General features: G+C 59.5%; 14 protein-coding genes and 1 pseudogene. 7 read left to right on the forward strand and 8 right to left on the reverse strand.

The window, feature by feature from the left end:
- Nucleotides 1–13 precede the first annotated feature (13 nt).
- The 6 genes from GHN92_RS17945 to GHN92_RS17970 all read left to right on the forward strand — a co-directional run bounded on the left by GHN92_RS17945 (nucleotide 14) and on the right by GHN92_RS17970 (nucleotide 4,808).
- Nucleotides 14–1,168 carry an amino acid ABC transporter permease gene (locus tag GHN92_RS17945; protein WP_153380710.1) on the forward strand — a complete coding sequence of 385 codons (1,155 nt, stop codon included), beginning with the start codon at nucleotides 14–16 and terminating at the stop codon, nucleotides 1,166–1,168.
- A 2-nt stretch (nucleotides 1,169–1,170) separates the two neighbouring features.
- Entirely contained in the window at nucleotides 1,171–2,268 is a 1,098-nt protein-coding gene (locus tag GHN92_RS17950; protein WP_095000505.1) for an amino acid ABC transporter permease, read from the forward strand.
- On the forward strand, nucleotides 2,265–3,041 hold the full coding sequence (locus tag GHN92_RS17955) for an amino acid ABC transporter ATP-binding protein (RefSeq protein ID WP_095000504.1): 777 nt from the start codon (nucleotides 2,265–2,267) through the stop codon (nucleotides 3,039–3,041). The genes GHN92_RS17950 and GHN92_RS17955 overlap by 4 nt, the downstream gene beginning before the upstream one ends.
- The gene (locus GHN92_RS17960) at nucleotides 3,038–3,997 is read left to right on the forward strand and encodes an isoaspartyl peptidase/L-asparaginase family protein (RefSeq protein ID WP_095000503.1); all 960 of its coding nucleotides are present in this window, start codon (nucleotides 3,038–3,040) and stop codon (nucleotides 3,995–3,997) included. Before GHN92_RS17955 ends, GHN92_RS17960 begins: the two co-directional genes overlap by 4 nt.
- A 65-nt stretch (nucleotides 3,998–4,062) precedes the next feature.
- Nucleotides 4,063–4,368: an NIPSNAP family protein gene (locus GHN92_RS17965; protein ID WP_095000502.1), complete on the forward strand. Its 306-nt coding sequence runs from the start codon at nucleotides 4,063–4,065 to the stop codon at nucleotides 4,366–4,368.
- Nucleotides 4,369–4,397: 29 nt separating this feature from the next.
- A complete protein-coding gene (locus GHN92_RS17970; protein WP_150628377.1) occupies nucleotides 4,398–4,808 on the forward strand; it encodes an SRPBCC family protein in 411 nt (136 codons plus the stop codon).
- Between the two features lie 557 nt (nucleotides 4,809–5,365).
- Here GHN92_RS17970 and gudD read toward each other — a convergent pair.
- On the reverse strand, nucleotides 5,366–6,715 hold the full coding sequence (gene gudD, locus GHN92_RS17975) for a glucarate dehydratase (RefSeq protein WP_095000500.1): 1,350 nt from the start codon (nucleotides 6,713–6,715) through the stop codon (nucleotides 5,366–5,368).
- Nucleotides 6,716–6,728: 13 nt separating this feature from the next.
- A complete protein-coding gene (locus tag GHN92_RS17980) occupies nucleotides 6,729–8,069 on the reverse strand; it encodes an MFS transporter (protein WP_178102643.1) in 1,341 nt (446 codons plus the stop codon).
- Nucleotides 8,070–8,390: 321 nt separating this feature from the next.
- Here GHN92_RS17980 and GHN92_RS17985 point away from each other — a divergent pair, with 321 nt between their 5' ends.
- Nucleotides 8,391–9,101, forward strand: a complete 711-nt coding sequence (locus GHN92_RS17985; RefSeq protein ID WP_138738075.1) for a FadR/GntR family transcriptional regulator — start codon at nucleotides 8,391–8,393, stop codon at nucleotides 9,099–9,101.
- 6 nt (nucleotides 9,102–9,107) lie between these two features.
- Here the strand turns inward: GHN92_RS17985 and GHN92_RS17990 are convergent, their stop codons facing one another.
- The 6 genes and pseudogenes from GHN92_RS17990 to GHN92_RS18015 form a co-directional block, all read right to left on the reverse strand.
- The gene (locus GHN92_RS17990) at nucleotides 9,108–11,441 is read right to left on the reverse strand and encodes a tetratricopeptide repeat protein (RefSeq protein ID WP_153380713.1); all 2,334 of its coding nucleotides are present in this window, start codon (nucleotides 11,439–11,441) and stop codon (nucleotides 9,108–9,110) included.
- A 24-nt stretch (nucleotides 11,442–11,465) separates the two neighbouring features.
- The gene (locus tag GHN92_RS17995; protein WP_153380715.1) at nucleotides 11,466–13,952 is read right to left on the reverse strand and encodes a fused MFS/spermidine synthase; all 2,487 of its coding nucleotides are present in this window, start codon (nucleotides 13,950–13,952) and stop codon (nucleotides 11,466–11,468) included.
- A gap of 144 nt (nucleotides 13,953–14,096) precedes the next feature.
- A pseudogene (locus tag GHN92_RS18000) lies at nucleotides 14,097–15,473 on the reverse strand (arylsulfatase); the annotation flags it as partial.
- A 345-nt stretch (nucleotides 15,474–15,818) separates the two neighbouring features.
- Nucleotides 15,819–16,022 (reverse strand): hypothetical protein, encoded by a 204-nt coding sequence (locus tag GHN92_RS18005; protein WP_130871593.1) that lies wholly within the window; start codon nucleotides 16,020–16,022, stop codon nucleotides 15,819–15,821.
- Nucleotides 16,023–16,118: 96 nt separating this feature from the next.
- Nucleotides 16,119–17,129 (reverse strand): hypothetical protein, encoded by a 1,011-nt coding sequence (locus GHN92_RS18010; RefSeq protein WP_153380717.1) that lies wholly within the window; start codon nucleotides 17,127–17,129, stop codon nucleotides 16,119–16,121.
- Nucleotides 17,130–17,203: 74 nt separating this feature from the next.
- On the reverse strand, nucleotides 17,204–17,596 hold the full coding sequence (locus tag GHN92_RS18015; RefSeq protein WP_153380719.1) for a hypothetical protein: 393 nt from the start codon (nucleotides 17,594–17,596) through the stop codon (nucleotides 17,204–17,206).
- Nucleotides 17,597–17,797: the final 201 nt, after the last annotated feature.

The raw sequence follows: 17,797 nt of genomic DNA on the forward strand, positions 1-17,797 counted from the left end.
GGGGATTTCTGTGATGTCGACCCATCGTTCGCCCAATCTGCGCCTGTCGAGCGTGCTGCAGCAGGGGCTGGTACTGGCTCTGGTTGCCGCGGTGTTTTATCTGCTCTCCAGCAACGCCGCGCTGAACTTGAAGAACCTCAATATCGCCTCGGGATTCGGTTTTCTGTCCCAGCGCGCAGGCTATGACATCAGCTTCTCGCTGATTGATTACACTCCGGATGCAACCTATGCCCGCGCCTATCTGGTGGGCTTGCTCAACACCTTGCTGGTGTCGGTGCTGAGCATTGTGCTGGCGACCCTGCTGGGAGGTGCGCTGGGCATGGCGCGCGTCTCGGACAACTGGCTGATCAAGCGCCTGAGCGGCACCTGCATCGAATTTTTGCGCAATGTGCCGCTGGTGGTGCATCTGGTCTGGTGGTACGGCCTGGTGCTGGCGCTGCCCGGGGTCAAGCACTCGGCCTCGCTGTTTGGCGTGGTGTTTCTGAACAACAACGGCCTCACACTGCCCTGGCTCGAACAGGGCAGTGTGGTCGGCTGGGGGCTTTTCCTCATGCTGCTGGGCACGTTGCTGGATTATGTGTTTTGCCGCTTGAAGGAAGCCCGCGGGCCGTGGCGCGGTTTTGCTTCCAGGCGCTGGCCCGCGCTGCTGGCCGGGGCGGTGCTGCTGCCCGTGCTGGTGTACGCCTTGAGTGATGCCCATGTGCAATGGGAAGTACCGGTGCAGCGCGGTTTCGGTTTCAAGGGCGGAATCACCCTGGTGCCGGAGATGCTTGCGTTATGCCTGGCCTTGTCGTTCTACAGCGCCAGTTATATCGCCGAGATTGTGCGTGGCGCGATTGAGTCGGTACACCGCGGCCAGTACGAAGCGGCCAGGGCGCTCGGCTTCAAATCCGGTTCCACAATGCGCCAGTTGATCGTACCCCAGGCCATCTACCCGATGATCCCGCAGATCACCAACACGTACCTGAATATCGTCAAGAACTCTTCACTGGGGGTGGTCATCGGTTTTATGGAACTGGTGTCGTCCACCGGCGGAACAACCCTGAACCAGACCGGCCAGGCCATTGAATGCATCGCGCTGGTGATGGGCACTTACTGCCTGATCAGCCTGGTGATCTCCCTGGGGATGAACATCTACAACCACCGTATCGGCCAGAGGGGGCACTGAACATGACCGCAATGAATCAGGCACTGGCAGTCCCGCTGGCACCGCCGCGCTTGCCCTGGGTACAGCGCGCCGCAGCCTGGAGCCGCAGCCAGTTGTTCCCCAGCGTGGGCCACAGCCTGCTGACCCTGGGCGTGCTGGCGCTGCTGTGCTGGTGCATTCCTGCTGCGCTGAACTGGCTGGTATTCGATGCCACCTTCATCGGCAGCAGTGCCAAAGACTGCAACCCCGGCGGCGCCTGCTGGTTGCCGATTACCCAACGCTGGAACCTGTTTGTGTACGGCTTCTATCCGCAAGCCGAACAGTGGCGGGTAAGCCTGGCACTGGTGCTGGCAGGGGCGGCGTTTGTCTTGCTGTTTTTCAAGCGCCTGGACCGTCGCCTGCTGCTGGCGTATCTGGCGTTGCTGCCGATCGTGATGTGGTGGCTGCTCAAGGGCGGTGCCGGTTTGCCCGAGGTGTCTTCGACCAAGTTCGCCGGGATGCTGGTGACAGTATTTCTGGGCACCGCCGGGATGATTTTCGCGCTGCCGCTGGGGATTTTGCTGGCGCTGGGCCGACGTTCGAAACTGCCGGTGGTGCGCATGCTTTGCGTGCTCTATATCGAGCTGGTGCGCTCGGTGCCGGTGATTTCGCTGCTGTTTATGGCTTCGCTGATGATTCAGCTGTTCCTGCCGCCGGATTCGGCCTTCGACATCCTCTTGCGGGTGCAACTGGTGCTGATCCTGTTTACCGCCGCCTATATGGCTGAAACCCTGCGCGGCGGTTTGCAGAACCTGCCCAAGGGCCAATACGAGGCGGCCATGGCGCTGGGTTTTGGTTACTGGAAAACCATGGGCCAGATCATTTTGCCGCAAGTGCTCAAGCAATCCATTGCGCCCTTGCTCACGCAGTTTATCGGCCTGTTCAAAGAGACCACGCTGGTGATGATCGTCGGCGTACTGGACATCGTCGGTATCGCCATGAGCACCGCCGTCGCCCCGGAATGGGTTGAGTACGGCCACGAAATCTACGTCTTCCTGGCGATCTACTTCTTCGTCATCTGTTTTGCACTGTCGCGCTATGCCCGACACCTTGAACAACGTATGGAGCAAAGCCGCTCATGATCAGCAAACCCAAGGCTGATGCCGCCGCAATGGTACGCATCGAACAATTGAACAAGTGGTTCGGCAATGCCCATGTGCTGAAAAACATCTCGCTGAATGTCCATGCCGGGGAAAAAGTAGTGATCTGCGGGCCTTCGGGCTCCGGCAAGTCAACTCTGATCCGCTGCATCAACCAGCTGGAACAACACCAGCAGGGCCTGGTTGTCGTGCTGGGCGAGGAACTTGACGGCAACCTCAAGGGGCTTGAGCGCATCCGCCGCCAGGTGGGCATGTGCTTCCAGCACTTCAACCTGTTCCCGCACCTCACGGTGCTGAAAAACTGCACGTTACCGCAGACTTCCAACCTGGGCGTGCCCGAGGCTGAGGCCATTGAACGAGCGCTGGGCTTGCTGGACAAGGTCAAGATGCGCGACCACGCCAACAAGTTTCCGTCGCAGTTATCCGGTGGCCAGCAGCAACGAATCGCCATAGCCCGGGCGCTGTGCATGCAACCCAAGGTCATGCTGTTTGACGAGCCGACCTCGGCCCTGGACCCGGAAATGATCGCTGAAGTGCTGGACGTCATGACCGGCCTGGCCCAGGAAGGCATGACCATGATCTGCGTGACCCACGAAATGGGTTTTGCACGCAAGGTAGCCGACCGCATTGTCTTTATGGATCAGGGTGAAATCATTGAAGAGGCCCCCCCGGAGCGGTTTTTCTCGGCCCCTGAATCACCTCGAACCCAACGTTTTTTGAGCCAGATCATCAATCACGGAGTGCATGCCCAATGACCCAATCCATTGCGATGGCCTTGCATGGCGGTGCCGGTGTGCTGATGCCCGGTGTTTTGACCCGCGAAGACGAACAGGCGATCCACGCAGCACTGCTGCAGGCGCTCAAGGCGGGTGTCGATGTCCTGGAAAAGGGCGGCAGCAGTCTGGATGCGGTACAGGCCAGTGTGGTTGAGCTTGAAGAGTGCCCCTGGTTCAACGCCGGCAAAGGCGCGGTGTTTACCCACAGCGGTGACCACGAACTGGACGCCGCGATCATGAACGGGGCCAACCTGGAAGCCGGAGCCGTAGCCGGCGTGCATCATGTGCGCAACCCGATATGCGGTGCGCGGGCGGTGCTGGAGCATAGCGAGCATGTGCTGCTGGCCGGTGCCGGGGCGGACTTGTTCCTGTCCGAACAGGCGGGTCTCGAACATGTCAGCAATGACTGGTACGACACGCCCTTGCGTCGTCGCCAGTGGGCTGCGCAACAGCAGCAACCGGAGACGGTGTTGCTGGAGCCGGGTGGTGTGGAGAAAAAATTCGGCACTGTGGGGGCTGTCGCCCTGGACCGTCACGGCCATGTAGCAGCAGCCACCTCCACCGGGGGCATCACCAACAAACGCTACGGCCGGGTGGGTGACTCGCCACTGATTGGCTCCGGCACCTGGGCGGATGACCGCAGCGCGGCGATTTCGGCGACCGGCCACGGCGAGTTCTTTATGCGCACCGTGGTGGCCCACAATATTGCATCGCGTATTCGCCTGGTGGGCTCGAGCCTGGCAGACGCCTGCGAGCAAGTTGTGCAGGGCGAGCTCAAGGAGCTGGGTGGTAACGGCGGCGTGGTCGCCGTGACACCGGGCGGCGAGACCGTGCTGAGCTTTAATACGCCGGGCATGTACCGCGCCTGGCTGGATACTGACGGCGGCCTGCACACCGCCATTTATGCCGAGGACGACTGCCTGCATCGACTTTGAGTGAATTGACCCGCGGGGCGGCTGGAGATTAGTCTCGATCTCCTTTCGCCCCGTGGAATGCATCGATGATCACCTGCTACCTGCGTTACGTGATTGACCCTTACCAACTGGCCGAATTCGAGGCCTATGCCAAAGTCTGGATCCCGCTGGTAGCCAAATTTGGCGGCCAGCATCACGGTTACTTCCTGCCCTCGGAAGGTGCCAATAACATTGCTCTGGCCATGTTTACCTTCCCCAGCCTCGCAGCCTATGAAGACTACCGCGAACGCTCAAAAACAGATGCCGAATGCATTGCCGCGTTCAAACTGGCTGAAGATAATCGCTGTATCCTGAGTTACGAGCGCAGCTTTTTCAGGCCGGTTTTCGACTAACCCCCACTTCTTCAAAGAGGCATGCCCCTATGGCAACTGCATCCGCATTTATTGATATTCCCGCTTCACCCGATCAGGTCTGGCAATTGATCGGTGGTTTCAACTCGCTGCCGGACTGGTTGCCCCTGGTTGCCGTCAGCGAAGCTGGCGAAGGCGGGCGCTTGCGCCATCTGCAGACCGTGGATGGCACGGTGATCGTTGAGCGCCTGCAAACATTCGACAATGCCGGCAAGACCTACAGCTACTCCATTGTCGAGGCGCCGTTTCCGGTGACCGACTACCTGGCGACCTTGCGCGTTGAAGCGCTGGGCGACGGCGCCCGTGTGACCTGGTCGGGGCAGTTCACCCCGGCAGGTGTAAGCACTGAAGCTGCCGAAGAGCTGTTTACCGGGGTCTATCAGGGTGGGCTGGCGGCATTGCGCGGCAATTTTCCCGGCTGATTTGTTGTGGGAGCGGGCTTGCCCGCGATGGTATCGACGCGGTTCGACGGGCACACCGCAGCGCCTGAATCGCAGGCAAGCCAGCTCCCACAGGGCATGTTGTGCTCACATAAATGAGGTTTGCCTGATCATTATTGTGGGAGCGAGCTTGCTCGCGAAGGTATCGACGCGGTGTACCAACTGAACCGCGTCGCCTGAATCGCTCGAGCCCAGTTTCCACATTAAATGCAAGCGCAAAAGTGGGTTGAAAATACCCGTTATCCGTGCCGTGATGGCCATTTCAAATCAACTAAATCTTAAAAAGTGTGGCTATTTAATGACTTAGGTCAGTATTGCCTTGAAATAAAATGTGCAGAATCACTTGTTACTGATTGTTACGATAGGGTAAGATCGCCCTGCGTTCACCTACCACGGTTTATGCATTTTTAAGCCCCAAGTTTCCATCAGCTACTTGGGCTTTTTTTTGCCTGAAATTTGATATTGGATCCAATTTTCGGGCAATAAAAAGGCGCCAATCGCTGGCGCCTTGTGGCAGTTGCCACGCTCTAATAAGCGACTCAGCGCACCAGGCAGGGCTTTTTGTTGTCGTATTTCCAGCCGGGAATCATGTACTGCATGGCCACGCTGTCATCCCGGGCACCCAGGCCCATGCCTTTGTACAGTTCGTGAGCCTTGGCCACGGCGTCCATGTCGATGTCCACGCCCAAGCCAGGCTTTGTCGGAACCTTGATATGGCCGTCGACAATTTTCAGCGGTTCACGGGTCAGGCGCTGGCCGTCCTGCCAGATCCAGTGGGTATCAATGGCGGTGATGTCCCCCGGCGCTGCAGCCGCAACCTGGGTGAACATGGCCAGGGAAATGTCGAAGTGGTTATTGGAATGCGAGCCCCAGGTCAGGCCCCATTCGTGGCACATCTGCGCAACGCGTACCGAGCCCTGCAGGGTCCAGAAGTGCGGGTCGGCCAATGGGATGTCCACGGCCTGCGATTGAATCGCATGGCCCATTTCGCGCCAGTCGGTGGCAATCATGTTGGTGGCGGTGCGCAGGCCCGTGGCGCGGCGGAACTCGGCCATGACTTCGCGCCCCGAATAGCCGTTTTCGGCGCCGCAAGGGTCTTCGGCATAGGCCAGTACCCGGTGCTGGTCGCGACACAGGGCGATGGCTTCCTTGAGAGACCAGGCTCCATTAGGGTCCAGAGTGATGCGGGCATCGGGGAAACGCTCGGCCAGTGCAGTGACCGCTTCGATTTCTTCGCCGCCGCGCAGCACGCCGCCCTTGAGCTTGAAGTCGTTGAAGCCGTAACGGGCTTGTGCCGCTTCCGCCAGGCGCACGATGGCCTGTGGGGTAAGGGCTTGTTCATGGCGCAGGCGTGTCCAGTCATCGCCATCCGCTTCACTGCGGTAGGCCAGATCGGTGTGTTGACGGTCGCCAATATAGAACAGATAGCCGAGCATCTTCACGGCATCCCGTTGCTGGCCTTCACCGAGCAAGGCGGCTACCGGCACGTGCAGAAATTGACCGAGCAAGTCGAGCAGGGCGGCTTCCATTGCCGTCACGGCGTGGATGGTGATGCGCAGGTCGAAGGTTTGCAGGCCGCGCCCCGCCGAATCCCGTGCGGCGAAGGTGCTGCGCATGGCGTTGAGGACAGCCTGGTAATTGCCGATGGGCTGGCCAATCACCAGGCTACGGGCGTCTTCCAGGGTTTCGCGGATGCGTTCGCCACCGGGCACTTCACCCACGCCGGTATTGCCGCTGCTGTCCTTGAGGATAACGATATTGCGGGTAAAGAAGGGGCCGTGGGCGCCGCTCAGGTTGAGCAGCATGCTGTCATGGCCCGCCACCGGGATCACCTGCAGGCTGGTCACGATCGGAGCTTGGCTGGCGTGGTGTTGATGGTCGGCATTCATGGTCTGGTCCTTGTCAGGCAGTTTGCAGGGCGGTGGGGTTCACGGCCGTGGGTGTGGGTTTGGTTTTGGCAAAGAACACAATGAGTGCCGCAATGATCGACGTGCCGGCCAGGCCATAGAGCCCGCCCTGGATCGAGCCTGTGGTTTGTTCCAGAAACCCGAAGGTGGTGGGGGCGACGAAGCCGCCGAGGTTGCCGATGGAATTGATCAAGGCAATGACTGCCGCCGCGATACGTGCATCCAGGTAGCCTTGGGGAATGGGCCAGAACAGCGCCGAGGCCGACTTGAAGCCGATGGCGGCAAAGCAGATGGCGATAAACGCAAAGATCGGCCCGCCGGTGGTGGACATAAACATGCCGATGGCGGCAATCACCAGGGCGGCCGCCACCCAGGCCTGCTGGAACCTGAATTTGCTGGCCAGCGAGGCAAAGGCATACATGGCAATGATTGAAATCAGCCACGGGATCGAGTTGTAGAAGCCCACCTGGATATCGCTCAGGTCACCCATTTTTTTGATGATGCTCGGTAGCCAGAACGTGGCCGCGTAAATGGTCAGCTGGATACAGAAGTAAATCGCGCAGAACAGCATGATCTGGCGGTCCTTGAGCAGCATGCCCAGGGTCGGCTTGGCGGTGTTGGCGGCATCGCGTTCACGCTGTTCGCGGTCAATTTCGTTAACCAGCGCATCTTGCTCTGCAAGGCTGAGCCATTTGGCGTCATGGGGTTTTGAGTCCAGCCAGAACCACACAAACACGCATAGCACCACCGAGGCCATACCTTCGATGATGTACATCCACTGCCAGCCGTGCAGTCCCATGCCGGTGATTTGCAGCAGCAGGCCGCTCAGTGGTCCCGAGATCAGCGAGGCCAGTGCCGAGCCGCTGAGGAAGATGGCAATCGCCTTGCCGCGTTCGGCGCCCGGCAGCCAGCGGGTGAAGTAATAGATCACGCCCGGGAAGAAGCCCGCTTCGGCGACGCCAAGCAGAAAACGCAGGATATAGAAGTGGGTTTCGTTCTGGATAAAGGCCATCAGGGTGGCGGTGATACCCCAGGTGAACATGATCCGGGTGAGCCAGATGCGGGCGCCGACTTTTTGCAGCAGCATATTGGACGGCACTTCAAACAGTGCGTAGCCGATGAAAAACAGCCCGGCACCGAAACCATAGGCGGCGGCACCAATACCCAGATCGTGCTCCATGTGGCTGCGTACGAAGCCGATGTTTACCCGGTCGATGTAGTTGACGATAAACATGATGACGAAAAGTGGCAGTACATGCCTCTTCACTTTTTGGATCGCACGCGCCAGGACGGGGTCGTTGGCGTGTGCAGCAGACGGATTGCTGGAAGTGTTCACAATTCAAAGCCCCACTGATTATTTTTATGCGGGTTGTGTGTGCTGCAGATGGCTCTGCAGTTGCCAGACATCATACGAGTTGGTTTTTTCCCTAGCAATGCTATGAAACAAACGAAAAAGTTATAAAAGATGCAGGTTTAGATACCTTTTATGAGGTTTTATCGCTGTTTAGAGCGTTTTAAAGCCTGATGTCAGGTTCGGAAACGTATCTGCCTGAGGAGCAAAGTTCGTTCAAAACCCAATTTTTTCTGAGATTTATATAACTTGTCATACATGCTGGGGTGCTAGTATCAAGCGGTCTTGTACGAATGGATTTGCCCCATGCATGACCCCCAGAATGCGCCGCTGCGCAAGCGTTCACCGGGCCTGGCCCACGACATCGTGGCCGAGCTGACCCAGCGAATTTTGCTGGGCCAACTGGCGCCCGGCGAGAAGCTGCCTTCCGAGTCGGCCATCGTGCGCGAGCACGGTGTAAGCCGCACGGTGGTGCGTGAAGCGATTTCAAAATTGCAGGCATCCGGGCTGGTCGAAACCCGTCACGGCATTGGTACCTTCGTGCTTGAGCGCGATCCGCGCCAGGGTATCCACCTGAGCCGTGATACCGCAGCCAGCGTGCGCGGTATCGTCGAATTGCGCCTGGGCCTGGAGACCCAGGCTGCGGCGCTGGCCGCGAGGCGGCGCACGGAGGAGCAACTGCTGCAGATGCGCCAGGCGCTGGATGACCATCAAAGCTCACTGGCCAACAACGACAGCAGCGTCGAGCCGGACCTGCGTTTCCACCAGTTGATCGCTCAGGCCACGGGCAACGCTTATTTCACCGATATCATTGCCCAGTTGGGGCGTTCGGTGATTCCGCGTACCCGGATCAATAGTGAAGAGCGCGGTGATGCCGATCTCAAGCAGTTGGGGCAAATGGCTGTGCTGGAACATGAGGCGATCTTGCGCGCGATCCGCCGTCAGGACCCCGACGCCGCCCGCGCCGCCATGCTGCTGCATTTGAGCAACAGCCTGGAGCGCATGGCGGGGGGGTGAGGGCTGTCACTTCAACGCCATATCCTCAGGATTGATCTGTTTCCAGGCTTGCAGCACCACCTGCGCTTTGGGCTCCTGGCCGCTGTCGAGGTAGAACTGGATCAACGCCAATCGCGCATCGCGAAACGCCGGCTGGCGCTTGAGCAGTTCTTCCATTTGCGCGCAGGCCTGTTCGAGCTGACCGCTCTGGTGCAGGGCCACCGCCAGCACATAGCGGTACTGACTGTTGTCCGGTTCCAGTTTTACGGCTTGCTGCAAAGCTTTCATCGCTTGTTCGGGCTGGCCACCGCGAATCAATGCCAGCCCCAGGCTGTGTTGCAACAACGCTGCCTGCGGTTGTGCCTTGATCGCGTCGTTGAGCAGGGTCGAGGCCTCGGCACTGCGCCCACTGGCTTCCAGCCATTGGGCCAGAGTGACCAGCGCCGGGTAGAAGTCCGGGTCGCGCAGCAGGGCGGCGCGCAGTCTGGCCTCGACCTCGGCATTGCGCCCGCTGGCCTGATACAGCATGGCCAGGTTGAGGTTGGACTCGGCCCGTTCGGCCAGGCTCAGCTGCACGCTTTCGTATTCACCGATGGCCTTGTCCCACGCCACTTGATTCGTGCCCAGGCCATTGCGCGCAGCGCCCTGCAAGTTGCGCGCGGCGATGATGCGCACTGCACGCACGCTGTCACTCAACAATGGGCTGAGCAACGCGACCCGCTCTGCCGGAGGCAAGAAAGCGCTCACTGCCCGCACCGCGCTTTCCCGTACTTGCGGGGCAGGGTGGTTGAGGTCCTTGCTGGCCAGTTGCAGTGCGGATTCGCTGGGGTAGTTGGCCAGTTCAGCCAACAACGTGGCGCGTTGAATCGCTGGCAGGTTGCTGCGCCGCAATTGCTCGTAGAGCGCCTGCGCAGCACCCGGCCGGCCGCCGCGGATCAGCCACAGGCTTTCATCGTACCGGGCTGCTTGCGGTGCATCGTGGGCGGTCCAGAGCTTGAACTGCTCCGTCACCCTGTCACCGGCCTTGCCCTGATGGCAGCCCAGGCAGGCATCCGTTGTGCCCAGGGCGTTGGCCCGCACCGGGTTGGGGATGCTGAAGCTGTGGTCATGGCGATAGTCGTTGCCCATGTAGAACTTGCCGGGCATATGGCAATCCACACATTGCGAGCCCGGTTGGCCTTCGGCATGGCGATGGTGGTCGATGGCGTCATAGTTCTTCGCGTGCAGGCCCTTGCCATCAATCCCGGCAATGGCTGCTTTGCCGGCCGTGTTGTGGCATTGCAGGCACAGTGCATTGCCCGCTGCCTTGAGTTCGGTGCTGTGGGGGTTGTGGCAGTTACTGCAACGCACGCCCTTGTCGAACATCTTGCTTTGCAGGAACGAGCCGTGTTCGAACACCTCGTCCTTGATCTTGCCGTCCAGTGCGTACAGCTCGCGGGTCAGTACGCTGGGCAGGTAGTCGTCCATCAGCCGCTTGCCCACGGTAAAGCCATCGCCCAGCGGGGCGCGGCGGGCATGGCAGCGGGCGCAGGTTTCGAGTTCTACCGTGGCGTCCTTGCTTTTAAGGTCGACGTCAAAGCCGCTGTGGGGCAACGGGTTGTTTTCCGTGACAGCACGCAGATGGCTGGACGCCGGGCCGTGACAGGCCTGGCAACCGACGCCGAGACTGTTCCATTGGCTGTTGAAGCTGTTGCTGGCGGCATCAAAGTTACGTTTGTAGCCGGTGGTGTGACATTCGACGCACATAAAGTTGGCGTTCTGGTTCGGTTTGCTCCAATGCAGCGGGTTCTTGAAGCTCACCCCCTGGCCTGGGTACAGATGGAACCAGCGGTGTTTTTCGGTATCCCAGGCCACCCCCAGGGCTTGCAGTCTGCCGTCGCCAACTTCGATCAAATACTGCTGCAACGGCGCAATGCCGAAGGTGTAAGCGACCTTGAAGTCGGCGGGTTTGCCATCCAGCCCCGGCGTATTGACCCAGAACTCGTCGCCCTGGCGAAAAAACCGGCTGTTTTCGCCTTCGCCCTTGAACGTGGCATTGCTGAAGTCGGCCAGTACGGTCTGCGGCGCGGCCACCTGCATGGCCAGTTGATGATGAGAGCCTTGCCAGTCCTTGACCTGGGCGTCGTGACAACCCTGGCACTGTTGCTCGTCGACCATCTGCGCCGGGGCGACGGGCTCGGCCACCGCAGCCGTGGCCAGCACCTTGGGCTCATACACCGGCGCCGGGCGGCTGAGATAAAACCATAACCCGCCCAGCACCACCAGCAACACGGCAGCGCTTACGGGTAACAGGTAACGGCTCATCAGGGTGGGGCGCGAATCAGGTGGGTTTGCAGCTTTTATAGTTTTAGTTTTGGGCATTGCGACTTCCGTATCCAAAAGGCTCTAGCGTTCACCGACAAACCAGCGGTAATAGGGGTTGGCGCCATCGCCACGCATTACTTCACGGATATCCCGGCTCCATGCCTCGCGGTCGCCATCATAGGCATGCAGGCTGGAACGGTAAAACTGCATCAGGCGTTGCTGTTGGCTGTGCATGCGCTCGACAAACTCCGGGGCGGCGTTGAGCAACGGTATCGGTTGGCGCAGATCGAGCAGCGCCGGCAGCACCCGGCTGATTTCTTTGCTGCGCACCCACGGAGCGTACTCGATACGCGGTTGGTCGTCCGTGACGGCCGGCGCATCTGCAGCAAAGCGCACCAGCCCTTCACGGTCGGTCACCCAGGTTGCCAGCAGTGCCGCTGGCGAAGCGACGCCCACATCCTGCAGGGCGCTGCGTACACCCGGTTGCCCGAAACGGGCGCTGATGCGCGCGGCATCCAGTTCAATGGGCTGCAATGAACCCACCAGCAGCATTTCGTGAAACTCGCTGGTCCATAGCGTGGCGTAAGGGAATACGTCGAGAAAACTGCGCACCAGCGAACGCGAGTCGTCGATATTCTGCGTCGGCAACGGCAGCCATTGCGCAACTATCCCTTGCGGGTGCAGGCGCTGTGCAGCCAGTTGATAGAAGTCCCGCGAGTACAGATTGACTACGCCGGCGGCGGAGGGCGGTGGTGGTTCGAGGGTGATCAGGTCATAGCGCTGTTCGCTGCGCAGAAGTTCCTGGCGACCGTCGCGCAAACGCACCTGCAAGCCGGGGTTGGAAGCCGCAGCGAAGTTGCCTTTGAACAGGGTTGAAGCCTTGACCACCGAGGGCAATAACTCGGCCACCACCCGTTGTTGCAGTCCCGGGTAACTCAACAGGGCCCCGGCAGTGATCCCGGTGCCAAAGCCGATCACCAGCGCCGAGCGTGGTTCGCCGTTGTGGATCAACAGCGGCAACAGGGCCTGGATACGCATGTAGCGCAGTGAAGGCATGGCATCACCGGTGTTGGACACGCCCTGGATATACAGGCGATGGAAGCGGCGTTCACCCTTGCCCTGGGCCACGACGGCGACGGTGCCGCCGCGACCTTCCTGGTAAAACACCAGCTCACCGTTACGGGCTCCGGGCAGCAGTTCGGCGAGGCGCTCAACCGGCGTTAAGACGGCTACCAGCAGCGCTGCCAGGCTGAACGCAACGACTGCCTGGCGATGGCCTTTCTTGACCCGGTGCCCCTGCTGTACCGCGATCAAACCTACTGCAGCGGCGATGACTGCCAGCATGCCGAGCGTATGTACCAGCCCCAGCCAGGGGATCAGGACAAAACCGCAGAGGGCAACGCCGACGATCCCGCCCAGCGTGTTGAACGCCACGACTGCACCGACATCCCGCCCGATCCGGCCGGGGCCGACGCACAGGCGCAGGGCTATCGGGAACGCTGCGCCCAACAGCAACGTAGGGATAAACACAATGCTCAGTGCAGCCACTGCGAAGCGGGCGCTCATGCCCAGCAACACACTGCCACCCAAGGCCAGTGCCGCAGTCTCTGCCTGGGTTTGCAGCAGGATCAGCCAGCGTCCGAGCAGGGCAACTTCCAGCAGGGCAACCAGTCCGGCCCCGGCAATCAGCAAGGCAAACACACCCCAGGGATCGCGTAGCCGATCAACCCGGCGCGCCATCAGGCTGCTGCCGATAAACAGTCCGGTCAGGTAAGTGGCCAGCACCACGGCAAAGGCGTAGGTACGGGTGCTCATGAACTGAACGATCGATTGCGACCAGACCACTTCGTAGCCCAGTGCCACACCGCCCGCGATGGCATACAGGGCCATGGCCAGCCGGGCCGGTTTGTGTGCCGCGCTGGTCGCCACCGGATCGGCGACAATGGTGTGCTGCCCGCGTTGCAACCACAGGGCACCCGCGGCGGCAATCAGGTTGAGTACGGCGGCTACAACGGCACTGGCGAAAACACCGAGGCTGGCAATCAGGATAAAGGCGGTCAGCAGAGTGCCGACAATCGTCCCGCCGGTATTGGCGGCATACAGGCGGCCACCGGCCTGGCCCAGATGTTGCGGCTCGGATGCCAGTGCGCGTATCAGCACTGGCAGCGTGCCGCCCATCAAGAAGGCGGGCAGCCCCACCAGCAGCAATGGCAGCAACCAGGCGGGCAGGCCGATCCGTTGTTCGAGCCAGGCGAATGGCGCCGCGGCCATACCCAGCCCCAGCGTGGCGCCGATGCCGAGCACGGCCACACCCACTTCAAGGCCCGCATACAACAGCAAGGGTTTGCCCAGGCGGTCGGCGCAGCGGCCAAACAGCAGCCCGCCAAGGGCCAGCCCGGCAAAGAAGGCGCTGATGCCGGTGGTGATGGCGTACACCTCGACACCGATCACCAGCGACAGTTGTTTGATCCACAGCACCTGATAGATCAGGGCGGCAGTACCGGAAATAAATAGCAGCAAGGCAGTGGCAGACAATGCAGTACGGCTGGGCGGTAAGGGTGACGGCATTGCGCGGGAGCCTTGTGCAGAAGGAATTCGGGAAGAAGTCGTTACCCCGTGTGGGAGCGGGCTTGCTCGCGATGGAGGCGGCGCGATCTGACAGATGCAGTGCGTCGAGACAATCGCGGGCAAGCCCGCTCCCACAGGGCAGGTTTACTGCGCTGGCTGATTTTTCATTTTTTCCGCAATCTTGGCGTCTACCGCTGCCCGTACCTGATCGATACTGAAGCTTGGCGGCTTCTGGCTTGGCGGGTAATCGACGAAGGTTTCCAGGAAGTTGGCCGCCTTCATGATTGCCAGTTCGTTCAAGTAGACGTTTTTCGTGCTCCAGTCGTAATACTGATCGGAGACCACGTCAGCCCGTTCGAACGGGTCCATGCGCAGGTTGAAGATTTTCGGCACCCGCAGGCATACGAAAGGTTCGCTCCAGACCTTGAAACCGCCCGGTTCGCGTTGCTCGCAGAACACCACTTTCCAGTTGTCGAAACGCATCGATACCAGCATGCCGTCATCGTTGAAGTAGTAGAACTCGTTGCGGTTGCCCTTGGGTTGTTCGCCGGTCAGGTACGGCAACTGGTTGAAACCGTCCAGGTGCACCTTGAAGTTGTTGCCACCTGCCACCGGGGCCCAGCCCTTGAGCAACTTGTCTTTGACATCGGCATCGCCAGCCACCGCGAGCAGGGTCGGGAACCAGTCCAGCCCCGAGAACATCTCGTTACTCACTTCGCCAGCCTTGATTTTCCCCGGCCAGCGCACGATTGCCGGGACACGGAAGGCACCTTCCCAGTTGGAGTTCTTCTCGTTCCGGAACGGCGTGGTGGCCGCGTCCGGCCAGGAGAACTGGTTCGGCCCGTTGTCGGTGGTGTAGACCACGATGGTGTTGTCGGCGATTTTCAGGTCATCGAGGGTTTTCAGCAGTTTGCCGACGTCGCCGTCATGCTCAAGCATGCCATCGGCGTACTCGTTGCCGGGCATACCACTCTGGCCCTTCATCGAGTCGCGCACGTGGGTAAAGACGTGCATGCGCGTGGTGTTCATCCACACAAAAAAAGGCTTGTCGGCCTTGGCCTGCTTTTCGATGAACTCCTGCGCGGCCGCGGTGGTTTCGTCGTCGATGGTTTCCATGCGCTTGGCGGTCAGGGCCCCGGTGTCTTCAATCTTGCCGTCGGCAAAACTGTGGATCACGCCACGGGGCGAGGTGGCCTTGACGAAAGCCGGGTCATCCTTGGGCCAGTACGGGCGTTCGGGTTCTTCCTCGGCATTGAGGTGGTAGAGGTTGCCGAAAAACTCGTCAAAACCATGATTGGTCGGCAAGTACTCGTCGCGGTCGCCCAGGTGGTTTTTACCGAATTGTGCAGTGGCGTAGCCCTGGGATTTGAGCGCCTGGGCGATGGTGATATCGCGCTTTTGCAGGCCTACCGGTGCTCCCGGTATGCCGACTTTGGACAGGCCTGTGCGCAGCGGCGTCTGCCCGGTGATAAACGACGAGCGCCCGGCGGTGCAGCTGTTCTCTGCGTAGTAGTCAGTGAACTCACTGAGGTGGCTTGGAGACCAGATGGGGTGGGCACCGTAGCATGTGGCATCACCATTTGATACTGCCTTGTCACACTCTATGAGCCGCTCTTGGGGTCCTTATCGTGCGCCCGTGCCTGAGCCTTTCCGTGCGCTCGCGAGGGTCCCTACCGCGCCTGTGTGCGCCTGAGGGCCTACGGGGGTAAACGTGCCCGCAAAGCATTAAAGGTGGTCACTCACATTTTTCTCCCAGATTCCCAAAGGGGTGCCTTTTGTCCGCTTTGAGGTTCCTGTAAGGCGCTGCTGTGTTGATTCTGAGAGCTGAGCAGGGTGATTGCCCGCGAGAATTCACACAGGAGTGCCCTAAGGGAAGGCCATTGAGACCAGTACTGCGTCATTGTCCATTGCCGTTATGCTTGTCAGCACCTCCGAGAGGACCTCAGCGATAAGCTCAGCGAACCCTTCAGGGACAGCGATACTGGACATCATTGCGACCAAGGCTACGGTCTTCCAGAAGCTCTTTGAGGCAAGGACTGTTTTCATTAATTTGATGGTCATGGTCGTCACGGTTTACCTCCTTCTACTGTGATGAAATAACGTAACATTAAGAAGACCCCAGAGGACCCTGTTAGAGGCCTTTGAGGTATTCATTGCAATGGCTTGTTAGGCCAAGGTCACACGAGTGACCATAGGGAAATCGACCAGCTCTACTTGGAGCTTCTCTTTAGGGTCAGCAGGGTTTGCCAGCTTGAGCTGTACCTTGGCCTGTGTCACCACATCAGCCACACCAATGACCTCTACGTCCCACGCCATTGCGTTAGGGTTACGGGTCGCATGGATCTGCCACACAGCACCGTTGGAGTCCTTACGAAAGCTCAGTGAGGCCATACCCTTAGGCAACATGAAGATGCCCAAGTCTGCACCCGAGTAGAACTGAGAGCCACAGCCCAAGAGGTCCTCTACGTCCGACAGGCCAGCACGCTGAGCAGCACGCTCAAGACCAGCTACTTCTTTAGCAGGGATCAGCAACACAAAGTCAGACAGCGAGGTGCCAACTGCTTGGTTGATGTTCATGGTCAGACCATCAATGATGTCCTCAGCGCGCTCGCGAGGGTTCTTAGAGAGACCTGTAAGGGCCTTGACCTCAGTGGACGAAGAGGTGGTCAGGATCTTGGCAATGGTCGCACCACAGGACATCTCGAAGTCCTTCAAGAGCTTCTCAGCGGTCTGCGTCAAACCATTGAGGGTGAAGCCCGACATGATGTGATGGTCCAAGAAGGTCTGACGAAAAGAAAACAGAGCGGCCTGAGGGGTGGCCTCACAGAACAGGAAGTCACCAGCGACGGCCTCGCCTTTAGTGAAGGTCGAATCGTCATAGATGGACTTGCGCGGGTCGAACTCAACACTTCGATCTTGCATCAGAACGATCTGTTGGGTGGTCGGCTCGGTGCCCTTAGGGCGGAACTCACAGGGAATCGCTTCTTCAGCGCCTTCTTCCCAGTCTCCACCGTTGAAGTATTCATCGAGACCATCTGTCAGGGCCTTCACATAGGCCGCTGCATCAGTGCCTGCGCCACCTTTGATGGTGGTCTCTGTGTTGAACTGAATGGTCCCACCTTGTTCGGTGATAGCGGTGGACCACGTTGTAGGCTTAACGTATTCGTATGGTTTCATGTTTGATAATCTCCTGAATTGAATTCTGTTTAGGGAAGCCCTGAGAGGGCTCAAAGGCTCCTTGTAGTCAACTGTTAGTTACGGCGAGCTGCACGAATGGCGTTGCCGTGTTCACGGATAGCCGCTGCTTGCTTCTCTTTGGCCTCACGAGCACGAGCTACCTCAAGACGTGTCGGAGCCTTGTAGGATGCAAAGCGGTCCGCATGGAACTGGGCATCACGTTGTCGAGCAGCTTCACGCAGACCAGCCGCATGGATCTCTTGGCGGGCCACTGAGGTCTGATCAGGGAATGCTGAGGTGCTCAGACCAGCCTCCATGAACTGCTTGATGATCGAAGTGATAGCGCCGTGGTTCTTGCCCACAGCAGCCAGCAAGCCTGCCAACATCACGCCTTCGGCATATGCCTTAGTCACAGTTTGGCCTTGAATAGTCAGGGTCTTATCGGTATGTACGATGTCGAGTTTCATATTGGGTTCTCCTTTGAGAGACCCTTAAGTCAAACCTTGCCGCCATGATCGCGTGACCAATGGGGAAAGGAGACCCGCACGGGATCAACAAGGTTTGCTTAAAGGTATTGGATTGAAGGTGGTTTCTGGACTTGCCCCTACCAAACCGGACACCAAGTCCCCGTTAAATTGATGCTGCCGCTAAGCGCCTGAACTCCCTCG

It is taken from the genome of Pseudomonas sp. FSL R10-2964 (genome assembly GCF_009600035.1).
Classification (GTDB): domain Bacteria; phylum Pseudomonadota; class Gammaproteobacteria; order Pseudomonadales; family Pseudomonadaceae; genus Aquipseudomonas; species Aquipseudomonas bubulae.